This is a genomic window from Streptomyces sp. NPDC030893 (assembly GCF_055571535.1).
The window spans coordinates 110,284-125,286 of record NZ_JBVIFC010000001.1 but is presented as its reverse complement, the minus strand read 5'-3'; the positions used below and the strand labels follow the sequence as shown (position 1 = coordinate 125,286).

Below are 15,003 nucleotides of genomic sequence, written 5' to 3'. Positions count from 1 at the left end.
TACGCGAAGGGCGACCAGACGTGAAACAACCGGGTCAGCTTGCCTGGTCAAATACCCAAGCGCCCCGAACCCCCTCTCCCCAACCGCGCCTTGACAGCACCTCGGCGCTGTCGGAAGGCTGCCCTGGATGAACTTGAATCCGCCCCCCAAAGGGCTGACCGAGGACAATGCGCGGCGGGCCATGCTGGCAGCCTGCGACGCCGCCGGGTTACCTCGGTTGCCGGATGCTCCGCTCCTGCGGCTCGGTGAGAACGCTCTGTTCGCCCTTGCCGAGGTGAACACCGTGGCCCGGGTCGCCCGCTCGTCGGACGTGGCCGACAAGGTCGCCAAGGAACTGGCCCTGGCCCGTTGGCTGGACGCGCACGCGTTCCCCGGCGTTCGCCCGACGGATGCCCCGCAACCCATCGAGGCGGACGGCCGTCTCGTGACGTTCTGGGAGTACGTCCCTGACAGCTTCCGCACGCCCACCGTCACCGATCTGGCGCTGCTCCTGCGCGACCTGCACGCCCTGCCGGACCCGGACTTCGCCCTCCCCCCTCTCGACCCTTTCCCCATCATGCGCGGTCGCCTCGACGCGGCCTCCGGCATCAAGCGGGAGGACGTCCGGTTCCTCGGCGAGGCCTGCGACGAGGCGGAGGACGACTTCCGTGCACTGGTCGACTCCTCGCCCCGGCACTTGGTGCACGGCGACGCTCATCGCGGCAATGTCCTCTGCCGGGGGTCCCAGGCGCTTCTCATCGATTACGAGGCCGCGGCCATCGGTCCCCGCGCGTGGGACCTGGTCCCGACCGCCGTCGCAGTCGACCGATTCGGCCTGCCACCGAGCGACTACACGAGCTTTGCGCGGGCCTACGGCTCCGACGTGACGCGGTGGCACGGCTATCCGGTGCTGCGCACGACTCGAGAACTGGGCATGACCACCTGGCTCATGCAGAACGCCCAGAGCGGCGCGGCAGCGGACGAGTTCGCGCTGCGGATGGAGTCCTTACGAAAGGGTGACCTTGAACGGCGATGGCACGCTCTCTGACGGCTCGGGGAGCCTCTTCGCCCCGTACGCCTCACGTCCGAACCTTCGCATCACCGTGGTCTACTCGACCTCCTGGGTCTGTGATCCGGCCCGGTTACGGCCTGACCGCCTCTCGCTGACCGACGCCCTCGCCTTCGGCAGGCTGGCCCCGTTCTACGAGAGAGCGAAGGAGCAGTTACCGAGAGTTCTCCGAAAGGAACACCTGGAGTGCGCCGCTCTCTCCTGCCGGCGGTGGCGGACCGGCCAACCCGTAGCAGCGACGCTGTGGCACTTTCTGCACCCTTCGGGCCAGGTCCTCGTCGCACTGACCCTGGATGTTCCTCTGGACCTCGTCGAGTCCGTGCCGCTGATGGAGGACCTTCACTACGCCAACCTCGAATGCGCCGGGGTTCCGCTGGAGCAGCTGGCGGGTGAGCGCATCGGGTATCGTCCGCGCGACGGCGAGCCGGCGTCCGGTTTCCTTCCCGAGCGGCACCAGCTGATCTTTCGAAGTGTGCCGTCCCCGGCCGACGTACCGGACGACGACACCATCCAGCGGGTCATCTACCGATCCGACCTGCCGTACCGACCGGAACACAGCTCCATCGTCTTTCCGGACGAACTCAACCGGCGTCCCACCACTGTGGGTGCTCTGGGCCCTTACGCAAGCCTCATCTGCGGTCACCAGGACTACATCGAGAACTGCGTCCTGCTGTCCGCCGTGCAGACAGTGGGGTCGGCGGCACGTCTGCGAGACATACGAGAAGTCGCCTACTCCTACGGCCGCCGTTTCCGCGCCCGGTCCGACGGCGAGCACGACATGCACCGTCGCCGCACCACATTGGAGGCCATCTCCGACGGTCTGAGCCATCTGGAGCTGGAACTCAGCTACAGCGTCGAGGCAGGCGGGGACATCGGAACGCTCATTCCCGCACTGCGGGTGGAGAGTTACCACAACGCTCTCCACTCCGCGACGGGGCTTACCGAGCGCTCCGCCACCATCGGGCAGATGCTCAGCCGACTCAGCAATGCCATCGCCGCCGAGTTGACCTCCGTGGAGAGTGCCGAGCAGCGGGCCGGTGACCGCCGACGCATCCGCACCGTCGTCGCGGTCACCTTCGTCACCACGATCACCGGTACGTTGAGCCTCCTCTTCGGCTTCTTCGGCGTCAACGCCCGGCAGGTCGACGAGCAGCGGTCGATGTTCGACGACCACTACGCACCGATCTACGCGCTCATCGCGGTCATTCTGGCCGTCGCCCTCACGATCTTCACCGGCATGCGGCTGCACGAACGCTGGACCGAGCGCCGCGAGCGTGGTCAACGGCCTTCCTGGGGAGACATTCACGGGCTTCTGGCCCACGAGTTCGGCGCTGTCGTGCTCGACCCGGCTCGCATCACGGCTTCCCCGCCCGACCCGAGAGTCCCCGACCCCAGAACCCCACCGCCGGACGGTGAGCCGCAACGAACCGGCGCGCCCGCCCCGTAGAAGGGGAAGCTCGAGGAGCAGGGGCCGGGCCAGGAGTGGATATTCGGTGTGCCGGCCGCCCCGTGAGGCCACAGGATGGGGCACATGACTCTGACCACCCCCGTACTGCACACCGCCCGCCTGCGGCTCCGGCCCTTTGGCGATGCTGACGCCGACTCGCTCTTCGCGCTGCACAGCAGTACCACCGTGATGCGGTACATGGACTCCCCGGCGTGGACCGACCGGGCCCGGGTCGAGCGGTTTCTCGGGACGTGTCGGAGGCTGGCGGACGAAGGTACCGGGGCGCGGGTGGCCGTCGAGCGGGTTTCCGACGGGGCGTTCGTCGGCTGGTGCGGGCTGTTCGGCTGGAACCCGGACTACCGCAGTGCGACGTTGGGTTACTGCCTCTGCGACGGGATGTGGGGCCACGGCTACGCGACCGAGGCCGCGCACGCGTTGCTGCGGTGGGGGTTCGAGACGCTGGATCTGAACCGGGCCCAGGCCGAGGTCGATACGCGCAACGGGCCGTCCGCACGGGTGCTGGAGAAGATCGGGTTCGTGCGGGAAGGGACGTTGCGGGAGGAGTGCATCGTGGACGGCGAGGTGTCGGACACGTGGGTGTTCGGGTTGATCCGGCGGGAGTGGCGGCCGGCGGAGGTGCCGGTTTCGGTCCGTTGAGGGGGGAGGGCGTGCAGGACCTCGGGCCGCTTGCTACCGGCCCGCCCCGGCCTGCGTACGCGCCGCCCGCCGCGCCTCGGCCGGCGCCGTGTCCCGGACCCGGCCTTCCCCGGCGCACTCCGGGCAGATTCCGCGGTACGTCACCTCGACCTCCGAGACCGTGAAACCGTAGGTCTGGGAGTGGGGGAGGTCGGTCAGGGGGTCGCCGGTGGGGCGTACGTCGCGCATCGCGCCGCAGTGGGTGCAGAGGAGGTGGTGGTGGGGGTGGTGGGCGTTGGGGTCGTAGCGCTTGGCGCGCATGTCGGTCGTCACCTCGACGACCTCGCCCTGGTTCACCAGCTCGTGCAGGGTGTTGTAGACCGTCGCGCGGGAGATCTCGGGCAGCCGCAGTACCGCGCGGGCGTGGACCTCGTCGGCGGTCAGGTGGACATGGTCACCGTCGAGGACCTCGGCGACGACGCGCCGCTGCGCGGTCAGGCGCCAGCCGCGTCGGCGGAGGCGTTCCAGGAGGTCACTCATGGACAGCACCTTAACAGCGGACCCGAATAACTCAAGAGCGGATATTCTTCTGGAAGCCACCTTGACTTAGATTCTGTCTAAGATAGGGTGGCAGCGCGTGCCAGCGCGGGGCGGCTGGCCCCGGACTGTCGGCCGGCCGGGATCGTCAGGCCCTCACCGCATGCGAAGAGACCACTCACCGAGGAGCAAGCCTTGCCTGAGAACAACCAGAAGCCGCTGACCACGGCCGCCGGAGCACCGGTTCCCGACAACCAGAACTCGCTGACCGCGGGTCCGCGCGGGCCGATGCTGCTGCAGGACGTGTGGTTCCTGGAGAAGCTCGCCCACTTCGACCGCGAGGTCATCCCCGAGCGCCGGATGCACGCCAAGGGCTCGGGCGCCTTCGGCACCTTCACGGTGACCCACGACATCACGCGGTACACGAGCGCGAAGATCTTCTCCGAGGTCGGCAAGAAGACCGAGCTGTTCGCCCGGTTCTCCACGGTCGCCGGTGAGCGCGGCGCCGCCGACGCCGAGCGCGACATCCGTGGCTTCGCCGTGAAGTTCTACACGGACGAGGGCAACTGGGACCTGGTCGGCAACAACACCCCGGTGTTCTTCTTCCGCGACCCGCTGAAGTTCCCGGACCTGAACCACGCGGTGAAGCGCGACCCGCGCACCAACATGCGCAACGCCGAGAACAACTGGGACTTCTGGACCAACCTCCCCGAGGCGCTGCACCAGGTCACGATCGTCATGTCCGAGCGTGGCATCCCGGCCTCCTACCGGCACATGCACGGTTTCGGCTCGCACACCTACAGCTTCGTCAACGCCGAGGGCGAGCGCTTCTGGGTCAAGTTCCACCACCGCACCCAGCAGGGCATCAAGAACCTCACCGACGCCGAGGCCGAGGCCCTCGTCGGCAAGGACCGCGAGTCCCACCAGCGTGACCTCTACGAGTCGATCGAGAACGGCGACTTCCCGAAGTGGAAGCTGTACGTCCAGATCATGCCGGAGGCCGACGCGGACAACTACCGCTTCCACCCCTTCGACCTCACCAAGGTCTGGTCGAAGAAGGACTACCCGCTGATCGAGGTCGGCGAGTGGGAGCTCAACCGCAACCCGAACAACTACCACGCCGACGTCGAGCAGGCCGCGTTCAGCCCGGCCAACGTGGTCCCGGGCATCGGCTTCTCCCCCGACCGGATGCTCCAGGGCCGGCTGTTCTCCTACGGTGACGCCCAGCGCTACCGCCTCGGTGTCAACCACCACCAGATCCCGGTCAACGCCCCGAAGAACCCGGTGAACTCCTTCCACCGCGACGGTGCCATGCGCGTCGACGGCAACCAGGGCTCCACCCCGGGCATCGAGCCCAACTCCTACGGGCGCTGGCAGGAGCAGCCGGCCTACCGCGAGCCGAGCCAGGCCGTGGGCGCCGTCGCCGACCGGTTCAACTACCGCGAGGACGACGACAACTACTTCGAGCAGCCGGGCAACCTGTTCCGCATGATGAACGCCGAGCAGCAGCAGGTTCTGTTCGAGAACACGGCGCGCGCGATCAACGGCGCCTCCGAGCAGACCGTCGCGCGGCACATCGCCAACTGCACCAAGGCCGACCCGGCCTACGGTGAGGGCGTCCGCAAGGCGATCGAGGCCCTGGCCGCCGGCAACCTCTGATCCCGGCCGGTCAGCAGGACGTACGGTACGCCCGTCCTCGTACCCGGCGTGAGCACGGCATCCGTGCCCGCGCCGGCGCGCGGGGCGGGCGTACCGTCTTTCGTGGAGACCCCGATGGGCACTTTGATGGACACTTCGATGGACACACAGAACAACGGCGGCGGGCTGACCCCCGAGCAGACGGAGCGGGTCGTCGCCCTCGCCATGGACCTGGCCCGTGAGGGCGGCACCGAGCAGCTGGCGGAGTTCGTGGCGCACGGACTGCCCGTGGACGTGCGCGACGCCTCGGGCAACACCCTGCTCATGCTCGCCGCCTACCACGGCCACGCCGACACCGTACGGACCCTGCTCGGGCTCGGAGCCGATCCCGATCTGCGCAACGATCGGGACCAGGCGCCCATCGCGGGTGCCCTGTTCAAGGGTGCCGACGGTGTGGTGACCGTGCTGCGTGAGGCCGGGGCGGATCTGGACTCCGGTACGCCGACCGCCCGGGCCGCGGCGGCCATGTTCGGGCGCGCTCACCTGCTGGAGGACTGAGCCGGGGCGGGGCGGCCGGGGAAGTCGCCGTCCGGGTACAACCCTCGTGGTGCGTCGCGGGTCTGAGTAGCTGCGATGAGCCGGGGTCTCGTGCCGGCGGGCCGTGGGAACGGCTTACGATGCACGCGACCTCGTAAAGATCACATAAGAGGATGTACCCCGTCATGGCGATCGGCTGTCCTTCTCGTTCCCTTCGCGGCATGTCCGCCGTTGTCGCCCTGCTCGCGATCGGCGCGGTGGGGTGTTCCGAGCTCCCGCAGAGCGCCAAGGACGGTGCGAAGAAGGCGGTCCGCCAGCGCCTGGTGCACTCGCTGGACATCGGCGACTGCTTCACCCCGAACAGCAAGACCGAGAAGGAGACGTACAGCGTCGAGGCCGTGCCGTGCGACGAGGCCCATCAGGGCCAGATCGTGGGCGAGTTCGAGATCGACGAGGCCGGGAAGTACCCCGGCGACGAGGGCATCTCGGCGATCGTGGACGCCCGTTGCTCGGTCGAGGCGCAGAAGTACGTCCCGGACACCTGGGCGCTCCCCAAGGGTGTCGTCCTCTTCCACTACACCCCGACCGAGGAGGGGTGGGCGACCGGCGACCGTGCGGTGAGCTGCGCCTACACGGCGGAGACGGGCACGCTGAACGCGTCGCTGGAGAGCGCGAAGTCCCTCGAGCCCGCGCAGATCACGTACCTCGACGGTTCGAACGCGGTCTACGAGGCCCTGTGGGCGAACCAGCCCCTGAAGGATGCCGTCGAGGAGGACCTGGCCGGCTACAAGGCGCAGGCCAAGGCCGTCGCGGCCGCGCTCGACACACACGTGAAGGGCCTGGCCGACATCGAGGGCAGCGAGGTCGGCAAGCTCCGCGCGACGCTGAAGAAGGCGGCCGGGAACTGGAAGAAGGCCGCGAACGCCGCCGACGCCGACGCGTTCTACGTCGCCTACGACCCGGCGTTCACCGGCATCGACCCCACCACGTCGGTCCCCGCCCGCAAGGAACTGGGCCTGGCCACCACCGTCCCGGCCGACGAGGCCGAGGTCTGGGCGGGCTGACGGGCCGTCAACTCTCCTGCCCGGCGGCGGTCGTGATGCGGGCGACCGCCTCGCGGGTCAGGGCGCGGTCGGGCGGGGAGTCGTCCAGGGCGCGGTGGAGGGTCAGGCCCTCGATCAGCGCGTCGAGCTGGCGGGTCGTGGGCGCGGGGAAGTGGTGTGCCAGGAGGTCGCGGCTGCGGCTCATCCAGCGGCGGCACAGGACCCGGTAGGGCTCGTGGCGGGCGGCGAGGGTGTAGAGCTCCTGGGTGAGGATCAGGTCGCGGCGGGGGCCCTCGGAGAGGGTGTGGATGAGGTCGGTGACGGCCTCGCGCGCCTGGTCGGGGGTGGTGGCGGCGGACAGGTGCCGCTCGAAGAGCGCCACCACGTGGTCGGAGTAGCGGGTGAACGCCTCCAGCAGTACGTCGTCCATGCCGGCGAAGTGGTACGTCATCGAGCCCAGCGGGACCTGGGCACGGGCGGCGATCTTGCGGTGCGAGACGCCGGCGACGCCTTCCTCGGCGATCAGGTCGAGGGTGGCGGCGAGGATACGGTCCCGGCGCCGGGGGTCGGTGTGTCCGGTGGCCATGGGGTGGGCGCCGCGCCGTCAGAGGGTGCGGACCGGGCGGGCCGGGTTGCCGACCGCCACGACACCGGCGGGGATGTCCTTGGTGACCACCGCGCCGGCGCCGATGACGGAGTCGTCGCCGATGGTCACCCCGGGGCAGACGATGACTCCGCCGCCGAGCCAGACGTTGTTCCCGATGGTGATGGGGAGCGCGGCTTCGAGCTTGTCGCGGCGGGGGCCCGGCTCCACCGGGTGGGTGGGCGTGAGGAGTTGGACGTTCGGGCCGATCTGGCAGTCCTCGCCGATGGTGATCCGCGCGACGTCGAGGGCGGTCAGGTTGTAGTTGACGAAGGTACGGGCACCGATGCTGATGTTGCTGCCGTAGTCGACGTACAGCGGGGGGCGTACGTCGGCGTCCTCCCCGACGGAGGCGAGCAGTTCGGCGAGGAGCGGGCGGGCCTCGGCGGGGTCTTCGAGGTACGCGGCCTGGTAGCGGGCGGCCAGGCGCATGGCCTGTTGCAGCCGGCGGGCGATCTCGGGGTCGTCGGCGATGTAGAGGTCGCCTGCGAGCATCCGTTCGAGGTTGGTGCGCGGGTCGTCCGCGAAGTGGTCCGTCGCCATGCGTACGAGCGTACGCTCGCGGCGGGGGCTCTGTGACCGTGCTGTTGCCGGAACTGTGGCTTCCGCCACTGTCGGGCGGGTCGGGGGCTGGTGGACTGCGCGGATTCGATCTCCGTCCCCGGGAGGCCCGTCATGTGGCTGTTCGCTCTGCTGGTGCCCCTGGTCCTGGTGGCGTGCTGTTTCGGGCTCGTGGGGTACGGGGCCGGGGCCGTGGCCGATGGGCTGTCCGGGCTCAAGGAGCGGCACGTCGCGCTGCGGGGGCTCGCGGCGCTGGCCGCCGCCGGTGCGATCGTCGTCTACATGTGGGGGCTGCTGCACGTCGCCGGGGCGGTGCTGGAGGCGGAGGACGGGGGGACCGATTCGTCTCCGATCCGGTCGTGCCGTACGGCCGGATGGGAGGAACGGGCCGCCGGCGGGGTGGAGATCACCGACTACCGGGTGGATGTCGTACCGCTCGGGTTCGTGTGCGAGACGAGCGACGGCGGGAGGTACGACAACGGGGACGTGCCCGGGTACGTCAATCCGGCCGCGGCGGGCCTCGCCCTGGTCGCCGTGGGGTCGGCCGTCGCGGCGGGGTACGCCTCGGAGCGCCGGGCGCGGGCGGACGCGGGGACGGGAGCGGGGACGGGTACGGGTGCGGGGACGGGTACGGGTGCGGGGGTGGACGCGGGTGCGGGTTCCGGGGGTGAGGGGTGAGGCGGCGGCCGGTCGGCGGGGGCGTGTCCGGCGGGTTCGGGCGCGGGCGTTAGCCTCGGAGGCCGGTGACATGCGCCCTTCTCGGGCGTGGCGGGAGGCAGACAGTCATGGCGAAGGTTCCCAGTTCCGTGGTGGCCGCGAGCGGGCTCGTCGGCGGGTACGGCGTGGCCCGGTGGACCCGGAAGCGGCCACTGGGCGGGGTCGTTCTCGCCGCGGCCGGGGTGGCCGCCGCGCGGGAGTGGCGGGAGCGGGCCGGGGGCACGGCGGCCGGGGCCCTGTCGGTGGCGTACGTCGCCGCGTTCGCGGGGTCGCATCCGCTGGCGAAGAAGGTGGGCGCCTGGCCGGCCGTGTTCGGCGTGGCGGGTGCCGTGGCGCTCGCGTCCTGGGCGGTGGCCGACCGGCGGGGCTGAGGGACGGCGGGGAGGACGGCCGGAGCGGAACGCGGGGGCTCCCCGCGCGCCGTGCCGTCCACGGCCCGACGCCCGGGCCGGCCCTCGGGGCCGGTTCCCCGGGCGTCCGGGCGCCCTGTGTCAGCGGCGCCCCGTGGGGCCTACCAGCACCTCTCCTTGTAGACGATCTTCAGCGAATCCGTCTGGGTCCGCTTGCCGTCGGTTGCGTAGATCTCCGCGGTGTACTCACCCATCGGGGCCGCCCCCAGGGACATGAAGACCCAGCCGTTGACGGTCAGGCCGCCGTCGACGGGGTCGCGTTCGTTCGTGCCCGGAGCGATGGTGTCCCCGCCGAGGCTGTAGGAGTGGGGCGGCAGGCCGCGGATACCGGTCTCGATGGGCGACGACCAGGTTCCGGACACCGGGGCCAAGGCGTAGGTGAAGGACAGCCCGCCCGGGACGCAGATCTGCTGCCCCTCGGCTTCCAGTGTCCAGGTCGACGCCGAGGCGGACGCCGGGGTCGCTCCGAGCAGCGAGAGGGTCAGGGCCGAGGACAGGCCGAGGAGTAATCCGGCGCCGCGGTGGCGTGTTTTCATCGGTACCTCCTGGTTGAGGGCGCAAGGACGCGTGAGGCGGTACGACTGCGACGTGCAGGCCGGTCCGGTCCGCTGGGGACGACCGGCAGCCGCAGCGAGTGTCACTCACGTGACAACCCTCGAACAAGGGGGTAGTTGCACTTTCAAGGACCTGTGGCGTGAAGTCGCCGTCCGATGTCCGACAAGGGCCACCGCCACGGCCGCCCCCGCGGCGGCTCGGTCACTTCTCCGCCGTCTCCCCGTGCTGCTTGGCCACCGACAGCGGGGTCGCGATGTCCTCCAGCGAGCGGCGTTCCGCGTTCACCGCGAGGAACGCGGCCACGAGACCCGCCGCGCACATCAACCCCGCGCCGATCTGGAAGGCGAGGACCGCGTCGGACACCACGCCGGAGTCGGTGAGGCTGGCGAAGATCAGGGGGCCGCTGATGCCGCCCGCGGCGGTGCCGATGGCGTAGAAGAAGGCGATGGCCATGGCCCTGGTCTCCATGGGGAAGATCTCCGAGACCGTGAGGTAGGCGCTGGAGGCGCCGGCCGACGCGAAGAACAGGACCACGCACCAGCAGGCCGTCATCGTGGTCGCGTCCAGCGAACCGCGGTCGAACAGCCAGGCCGTGGCGAACAGCAGCACACCGGAGAGCAGATACGTCCCGGAGATCATGATCCGCCGCCCCACCGTGTCGAACAGTTTCCCGAGCAGCAGCGGGCCCAGGAAGTTGCCGATCGCGATGACCGCGAAGTAGTAGCCGGTGTGGCCCGACGGGACGTCGAAGAACTGGGTGAGGATCGCGCCGTAGCCGAAGGTGATGGCGTTGTAGAGGAACGCCTGGCCGATGAAGAGGGCGAAACCGAGGGTCGACCGCTTGGGGTACTTGGCGAAGACCGTCTGCGCGATCTCGGTGAACGTGGTGCGCCTGCGCTGGTGGATGACCATCTCGCCCTCGGCGGGAGGCAGCGGTTCGCCCTTCTCCGCCTCGATCATCTGCTCGGCACCGCGGACGATCCGTTCGGCCTCCTCCTCCCGGCCGTGGATCAGCAGCCACCGTGGACTCTCCGGCACATGACGCCGTACGAGAAGGATCACCAGCGCGAGTACGGCGCCGAGCGCGAAGGTCAGCCGCCAGCCGACGTTCGCCGGGAAGATCGACGTGTTCAGCGCGACGATCGACAGCAGCGCGCCACCGACGGCGCCCAGCCAGTAGCTGCCGTTGATGATCAGGTCGACGCGCCCCCGGTAGTACGCCGGGATCAGCTCGTCGATCGCCGAGTTGATCGCCGCGTACTCGCCCCCGATTCCGAAACCGGTGAGGAAGCGGAAGAGGAAGAACCACCAGGTGTCGAAGGCCACCGCGGTCAGCGCGGTGGCCCCGAGATAGACCGCGAGGGTGATCAGGAAGAGCTTCTTGCGGCCGTAGATGTCGGTCAGGCGCCCCCAGAACAGGGCGCCCGTACAGGCTCCGGTCACATACAGCGCCGCCGCGATGCCGGTGATCTGGCCGGACGTGATGTCCAGGCCGCTGCCGGGCTCCGCCAGCCGGCTGGCGATGTTCCCGACGATCGTGACTTCCATCCCGTCGAGGATCCAGACGGTGCCCAGGCCGATGACGATCGACCAGTGCCAGCGCGACCACGGCAGGCGGTCCAGGCGTGCGGAAACATCCGTCGTGATGGTGCGACCCGACGCAGGCTGCGCTGTGGCCATGGACGTCCTCCTCGGGAAGGGAAGCCCACGCCGAGTGCCCATCCGCGGGCGGTGTTAAGCCCCCAGGGCCCGCGACACCGTGTAGATCACCAGACCGGCCAGGGAGCCGACCACCGTGCCGTTGATACGGATGAACTGCAGGTCGCGTCCGATGTTGGCCTCGATCTTCTTCGTCGTGTGCTCGGCGTCCCAGCTCGCCACCGTGTCCGTGATCAGCGAGGTGATCTCCTTGCGGTAGGTGGTGACCACGTACACCGCCGCGCTCTCCAGCCAGCCGTCGACCTTGCCCTGCACCTTGGGGTCGAGCGACATCCGTGCGCCCAGGGAGAGCAGCGAGGCGCGCACCCGCAGCCGCAGTTCGCTGCGCTCGTCCTCCGCCGCCGAGACGATCATGGAGCGGACGGCGGTCCAGGCGGACGCGATCAGGTCCTGCACCTCGCCACGGCCGAGGATCTCGCTCTTGAGGCGCTCGACCCGGGCGCGGGTGTCGGTGTCGGCCTGGAGGTCGGAGGCGAAGTCGGTGAGGAACCGGTCGAGGGCTCCGCGCGCGGGATGCGAGGGCATGTCGCGCATCTCGGTGACGAAGCGCAGCAGCTCCTTGTAGACCCGCTCACCGACCTTGCGGTCGACGAATCTGGGGGTCCAGCCGGGGGCGCCGCCGTGGACGGCGTCCATCACCGTGTCGCCGTGCAGCACCAGCCAGTCGTGCGCACGCGTGACGATGACGTCGACCGCCCGCTTGTGGCCGCCGTCGGCGACGATCCGCTCCAGCATCTTGCCCATGCCCGGCGCGATCTCCTGGGCGTCGGCCCGGCGGGTGATGGCCTCGCCGACCACCGCCTGCACGTCGGAGTCGCGCAGCACGGTCAGCGCGCCGCGCAGGGCCGCCGACAGCTCGGCCGTCACCCGGTCGGCGTGCTCCGGCACGGCGAGCCAGGCGCCGAGCCGGCTGCCGATGCCGACGGCACGCAGCCGCCCGCGGACCACGTCCTCGGAGAGGAAGTTCTCCCCCACGAACTCGCCGAGGGAGACGCCGAGCTGGTCCTTCTTCTTCGGGATGATCGCCGTGTGCGGGATGGGCAGGCCGAGGGGGTGGCGGAAGAGGGCGGTGACCGCGAACCAGTCGGCGAGCGCGCCGACCATGCCGGCCTCGGCCGCCGCGGCGACATAGCCCGCCCAGGGGCCTGCGCCCTGGTGGGAGGCCCACTCGGCCAGCACGTAGACCACGGCGACGAAGAGCAGCAGGCCGGTGGCCGTGAGCTTCATCCGGCGCACTCCGCGCCGCTTCTCCTCGTCCGCGGGGCTGAACGTGTTCATCGCGCGGTTGGCGAAGGGGGCGGGGCGGGCATGCTGGCCTTCGGCGTCCCGGTCCGCGGGGCCGCGTGGTTCCGCGGGGCCGCGTGGTCCCGACGGGCCCGCCCGGTCCGTGGTGTGTGCCGGCTCCGGTGTCTCCGACGTTCGTTCCGCTTCAGCCCGTTCCATCCGCTCCACCCGCTCGGTGATCCCTCACACATTGTCCCTTCCTGACCGACTCCTGGAACGGAACAGGAGTTCCCGGCGTCTGTCGGGGCGGGGTTTGTGCAGGGTTTGTCCGGGGGCTGGGCCAGGGGGATCACCTAAGGGTTCCGGGTCCTCATGGGGTCCTCATGGGTTCGTCATGGGGTCCTCATGGGTTCGTCATGGGTTTCTCCCTCGGCCTTCCCGGCCCATGACCCCTCATGGTTTCACCGGATCGGAGCATCGGGCTCCCGTCTCCCGAGGAGAACAGAACAGCATGACCCGGGGTCGTGACGGGGGCGCGGGGGCGCCTCCCGCCAAGCAGCGCGGCCTGCTCGCCGCCGTTGTCGCCGCGATCGTGGCGGTGTCCGCGGCCCTCTACGTCGGGGTCGCGGCGGATGCGGGGGCGGATGCGGGGGCGGGGGCGGGGGCGGGGGCGGGGCATCGCGATGCCGTCGCCGGGGGTGGTGTCGGGGGTGGTGGTGCCGTCAGTGGCGGTGGTGGTGTCGGGAACAATCCCGCCGCGCCCGTCTCCGCCGGCACGTGGGTCAGCTCCTGGGCGGCCGCCCCGGTCGGGGGCGAACCCGGCACCGGGCCGGAGGGGCTCGCGGGGCGTTCCGTACGCAACATCGTGCACACCAGCGTCGGCGGCAGCAGCGCCCGCGTCACCCTGTCCAACCTCTACGGGCGGTCACCGCTGACCGTCTCCCACGCCTCGGTCGCCGTCTCCGCCGACCCGGACACGGCGGTCGCCCTCACGGACAGCATGCGGCGGCTGACCTTCGCCGGGAGTCCCTCGGTGGTCATCCCGGCGGGCGGGCAGGTGGTCAGCGACGCCGTGCGCATCGCCGTGCCGTACGACGGGGACGTCCTGATCACCACGTACTCCCCCGTCGAGTCCGGGCCGGTGACCTACCACCGGCACGCCCGCCAGATCTCGTACGTCGCCGTCGGCGAGCACACCCGGGACACGAGCGGGGTGATGTACACCGGGCGCAGCACGGTCTGGCGGTACGTGACCGCGCTGGACGTGCTGAGCGACGAGGCGGACGGGACGGTCGTCGTCCTCGGCGACTCGCTGACCGACGGGGTCACCTCCACGACCGGGGCGAACAGCCGCTGGCCCGACGTGCTGTCCGACCGGCTGCGGGTGGCGATCGCCTCCGGGCGGGACGTGCCGCGCTACAGCGTCGTCAACGCGGGCATCAGCGGGAATCAGGTGCTCGCCGACGGGGCGGGCCGGGGCGGGCGGCCGGCCGGGAATCCCAGCGGGCTGCGGCGGTTCGAGCGGGATGTGCTGGAGCGGGCGAACGTCCGGGTCGTCGTGGTCGTGCTCGGGATCAACGACATCCTGCGGACGCCGGGGGCGGTCGATGCGTCGCGGGTGGTGGCGGGGCTGGAGGAGCTCGTCGCGCGGGCGCATGCGCGGGGGGTGAAGGTGGTGGGGGCGACGCTGATGCCGTTCGGGGGGCACCGGGGGTATACGGAGGCGCGGGAGGCCGTGCGGCAGCGGATCAACTCGGAGATCCGGGCGGGGGGTGTGTTCGACGCGGTGGTGGACTTCGACGGGGCTGTGGCGGATCCGTATGATCCGCGGCGGCTTTGGGGGGTGTATGACTCCGGGGATCGTCTGCACCCCAGTGATCGGGGGTATCGGCGGATGGCGGAGGCGGTGGAGTGGGGTGCGCTGAGGGGTGGGGCTCCGGCGGAGTTGTGAGGCGGCGTCCGGGTGGGTGGGGGTTTCTTTCGCCCCCGCCGCCCCTTCCCGTCCCGTCCCTGGGGCTCCGCCCCAGACCCCGCTCCTCAAACGCCGGAGGGGCTGGGATGTGGCGGAGCGGCCGGGTGGCAGAGCGGCCGGGGTGCGACGGAACGGCTGGGGTGTGGCCGGGTGGGCCGAGGTGTGGCCGGACGGGCGAGTGTGGCCGGGTAGGCCAGGGTCTGGCCGGACGGGCCGGGGCCTGGCCGGACGGGCCGGGGCCTGGCCGGACGGGCCGGGGCCTGGCCGGACGGGCCGGGGCCTGGCCGGACGGGCCGGGGCCTGGCCGGACGGGCCG

The 15,003-nt window shown here is 70.7% G+C and carries 14 protein-coding genes and 1 pseudogene; 9 read left to right on the top strand and 6 right to left on the bottom strand.

Annotated elements, in window-relative coordinates:
• Window positions 1-127 precede the first annotated feature (127 nt).
• The 3 genes from ACZ434_RS00560 to ACZ434_RS00550 all read left to right on the top strand — a co-directional run bounded on the left by ACZ434_RS00560 (window position 128) and on the right by ACZ434_RS00550 (window position 3,152).
• Entirely contained in the window at window positions 128-1,027 is a 900-nt protein-coding gene (locus tag ACZ434_RS00560; protein ID WP_468450264.1) for a phosphotransferase enzyme family protein, read from the top strand.
• The gene (locus ACZ434_RS00555; RefSeq protein ID WP_468450263.1) at window positions 996-2,495 is read left to right on the top strand and encodes a hypothetical protein; all 1,500 of its coding nucleotides are present in this window, start codon (window positions 996-998) and stop codon (window positions 2,493-2,495) included. Before ACZ434_RS00560 ends, ACZ434_RS00555 begins: the two co-directional genes overlap by 32 nt.
• Window positions 2,496-2,579: 84 nt before the next feature.
• The gene (locus ACZ434_RS00550; protein ID WP_468450261.1) at window positions 2,580-3,152 is read left to right on the top strand and encodes a GNAT family N-acetyltransferase; all 573 of its coding nucleotides are present in this window, start codon (window positions 2,580-2,582) and stop codon (window positions 3,150-3,152) included.
• A gap of 111 nt (window positions 3,153-3,263) precedes the next feature.
• On the opposite strand, the pseudogene ACZ434_RS00545 reads toward ACZ434_RS00550, so the two are convergent.
• A pseudogene (locus ACZ434_RS00545) lies at window positions 3,264-3,671 on the bottom strand (Fur family transcriptional regulator); the annotation flags it as partial.
• A gap of 192 nt (window positions 3,672-3,863) precedes the next feature.
• Between ACZ434_RS00545 and ACZ434_RS00540 the strand changes: the two are divergent.
• From ACZ434_RS00540 to ACZ434_RS00530, 3 genes are all read left to right on the top strand, one after another.
• Window positions 3,864-5,327: a catalase gene (locus ACZ434_RS00540; protein ID WP_468450259.1), complete on the top strand. Its 1,464-nt coding sequence runs from the start codon at window positions 3,864-3,866 to the stop codon at window positions 5,325-5,327.
• A gap of 138 nt (window positions 5,328-5,465) precedes the next feature.
• Window positions 5,466-5,864 carry an ankyrin repeat domain-containing protein gene (locus tag ACZ434_RS00535; protein WP_468450257.1) on the top strand — a complete coding sequence of 133 codons (399 nt, stop codon included), beginning with the start codon at window positions 5,466-5,468 and terminating at the stop codon, window positions 5,862-5,864.
• A gap of 164 nt (window positions 5,865-6,028) precedes the next feature.
• On the top strand, window positions 6,029-6,907 hold the full coding sequence (locus tag ACZ434_RS00530; RefSeq protein WP_468451750.1) for a septum formation family protein: 879 nt from the start codon (window positions 6,029-6,031) through the stop codon (window positions 6,905-6,907).
• A gap of 7 nt (window positions 6,908-6,914) precedes the next feature.
• On the opposite strand, the gene ACZ434_RS00525 is transcribed toward ACZ434_RS00530, so the two are convergent.
• Window positions 6,915-7,472, bottom strand: a complete 558-nt coding sequence (locus tag ACZ434_RS00525) for a TetR/AcrR family transcriptional regulator (RefSeq protein ID WP_468450255.1) — start codon at window positions 7,470-7,472, stop codon at window positions 6,915-6,917.
• 18 nt (window positions 7,473-7,490) lie between these two features.
• Complete coding sequence (locus ACZ434_RS00520) at window positions 7,491-8,072, bottom strand: sugar O-acetyltransferase (RefSeq protein ID WP_468450253.1); 582 nt, start codon at window positions 8,070-8,072, stop codon at window positions 7,491-7,493.
• A gap of 132 nt (window positions 8,073-8,204) precedes the next feature.
• Between ACZ434_RS00520 and ACZ434_RS00515 the strand changes: the two genes are divergently transcribed.
• Together ACZ434_RS00515 and ACZ434_RS00510 are read left to right on the top strand one after the other, a co-directional pair.
• Entirely contained in the window at window positions 8,205-8,768 is a 564-nt protein-coding gene (locus tag ACZ434_RS00515; protein WP_468450251.1) for a hypothetical protein, read from the top strand.
• Between the two features lie 107 nt (window positions 8,769-8,875).
• The gene (locus ACZ434_RS00510) at window positions 8,876-9,178 is read left to right on the top strand and encodes a hypothetical protein (RefSeq protein ID WP_468450249.1); all 303 of its coding nucleotides are present in this window, start codon (window positions 8,876-8,878) and stop codon (window positions 9,176-9,178) included.
• Window positions 9,179-9,318: 140 nt separating this feature from the next.
• Here ACZ434_RS00510 and ACZ434_RS00505 read toward each other — a convergent pair whose 3' ends face one another.
• The 3 genes from ACZ434_RS00505 to ACZ434_RS00495 all read right to left on the bottom strand — a co-directional run bounded on the left by ACZ434_RS00505 (window position 9,319) and on the right by ACZ434_RS00495 (window position 12,934).
• On the bottom strand, window positions 9,319-9,753 hold the full coding sequence (locus tag ACZ434_RS00505; protein WP_468450247.1) for a DUF5980 family protein: 435 nt from the start codon (window positions 9,751-9,753) through the stop codon (window positions 9,319-9,321).
• 220 nt (window positions 9,754-9,973) lie between these two features.
• A complete protein-coding gene (locus tag ACZ434_RS00500; protein WP_468450245.1) occupies window positions 9,974-11,452 on the bottom strand; it encodes an MFS transporter in 1,479 nt (492 codons plus the stop codon).
• Window positions 11,453-11,506: 54 nt separating this feature from the next.
• Window positions 11,507-12,934, bottom strand: coding sequence for a DUF445 domain-containing protein (locus ACZ434_RS00495; RefSeq protein ID WP_468450243.1), 1,428 nt, complete (start codon window positions 12,932-12,934; stop codon window positions 11,507-11,509).
• A gap of 292 nt (window positions 12,935-13,226) precedes the next feature.
• On the opposite strand from ACZ434_RS00495, the gene ACZ434_RS00490 reads away from it, so the two are divergent.
• Complete coding sequence (locus ACZ434_RS00490) at window positions 13,227-14,666, top strand: SGNH/GDSL hydrolase family protein (RefSeq protein ID WP_468450241.1); 1,440 nt, start codon at window positions 13,227-13,229, stop codon at window positions 14,664-14,666.
• Window positions 14,667-15,003: the final 337 nt, after the last annotated feature.

Coding starts and splice junctions, on each gene's coding strand:
- ACZ434_RS00520 (WP_468450253.1), bottom strand. CDS start 8,072: ATGGCGACGGACCACTTCGCGGACGACCCGCGCACCAACCTCGAACGG.
- ACZ434_RS00515 (WP_468450251.1), top strand. CDS start 8,205: ATGTGGCTGTTCGCTCTGCTGGTGCCCCTGGTCCTGGTGGCGTGCTGT.
- ACZ434_RS00550 (WP_468450261.1), top strand. CDS start 2,580: ATGACTCTGACCACCCCCGTACTGCACACCGCCCGCCTGCGGCTCCGG.
- ACZ434_RS00505 (WP_468450247.1), bottom strand. CDS start 9,753: ATGAAAACACGCCACCGCGGCGCCGGATTACTCCTCGGCCTGTCCTCG.
- ACZ434_RS00530 (WP_468451750.1), top strand. CDS start 6,029: ATGGCGATCGGCTGTCCTTCTCGTTCCCTTCGCGGCATGTCCGCCGTT.
- ACZ434_RS00495 (WP_468450243.1), bottom strand. CDS start 12,934: ATGGAACGGGCTGAAGCGGAACGAACGTCGGAGACACCGGAGCCGGCA.
- ACZ434_RS00490 (WP_468450241.1), top strand. CDS start 13,227: ATGACCCGGGGTCGTGACGGGGGCGCGGGGGCGCCTCCCGCCAAGCAG.
- ACZ434_RS00500 (WP_468450245.1), bottom strand. CDS start 11,452: ATGGCCACAGCGCAGCCTGCGTCGGGTCGCACCATCACGACGGATGTT.
- ACZ434_RS00510 (WP_468450249.1), top strand. CDS start 8,876: ATGGCGAAGGTTCCCAGTTCCGTGGTGGCCGCGAGCGGGCTCGTCGGC.
- ACZ434_RS00535 (WP_468450257.1), top strand. CDS start 5,466: ATGGACACACAGAACAACGGCGGCGGGCTGACCCCCGAGCAGACGGAG.
- ACZ434_RS00560 (WP_468450264.1), top strand. CDS start 128: ATGAACTTGAATCCGCCCCCCAAAGGGCTGACCGAGGACAATGCGCGG.
- ACZ434_RS00525 (WP_468450255.1), bottom strand. CDS start 7,472: ATGGCCACCGGACACACCGACCCCCGGCGCCGGGACCGTATCCTCGCC.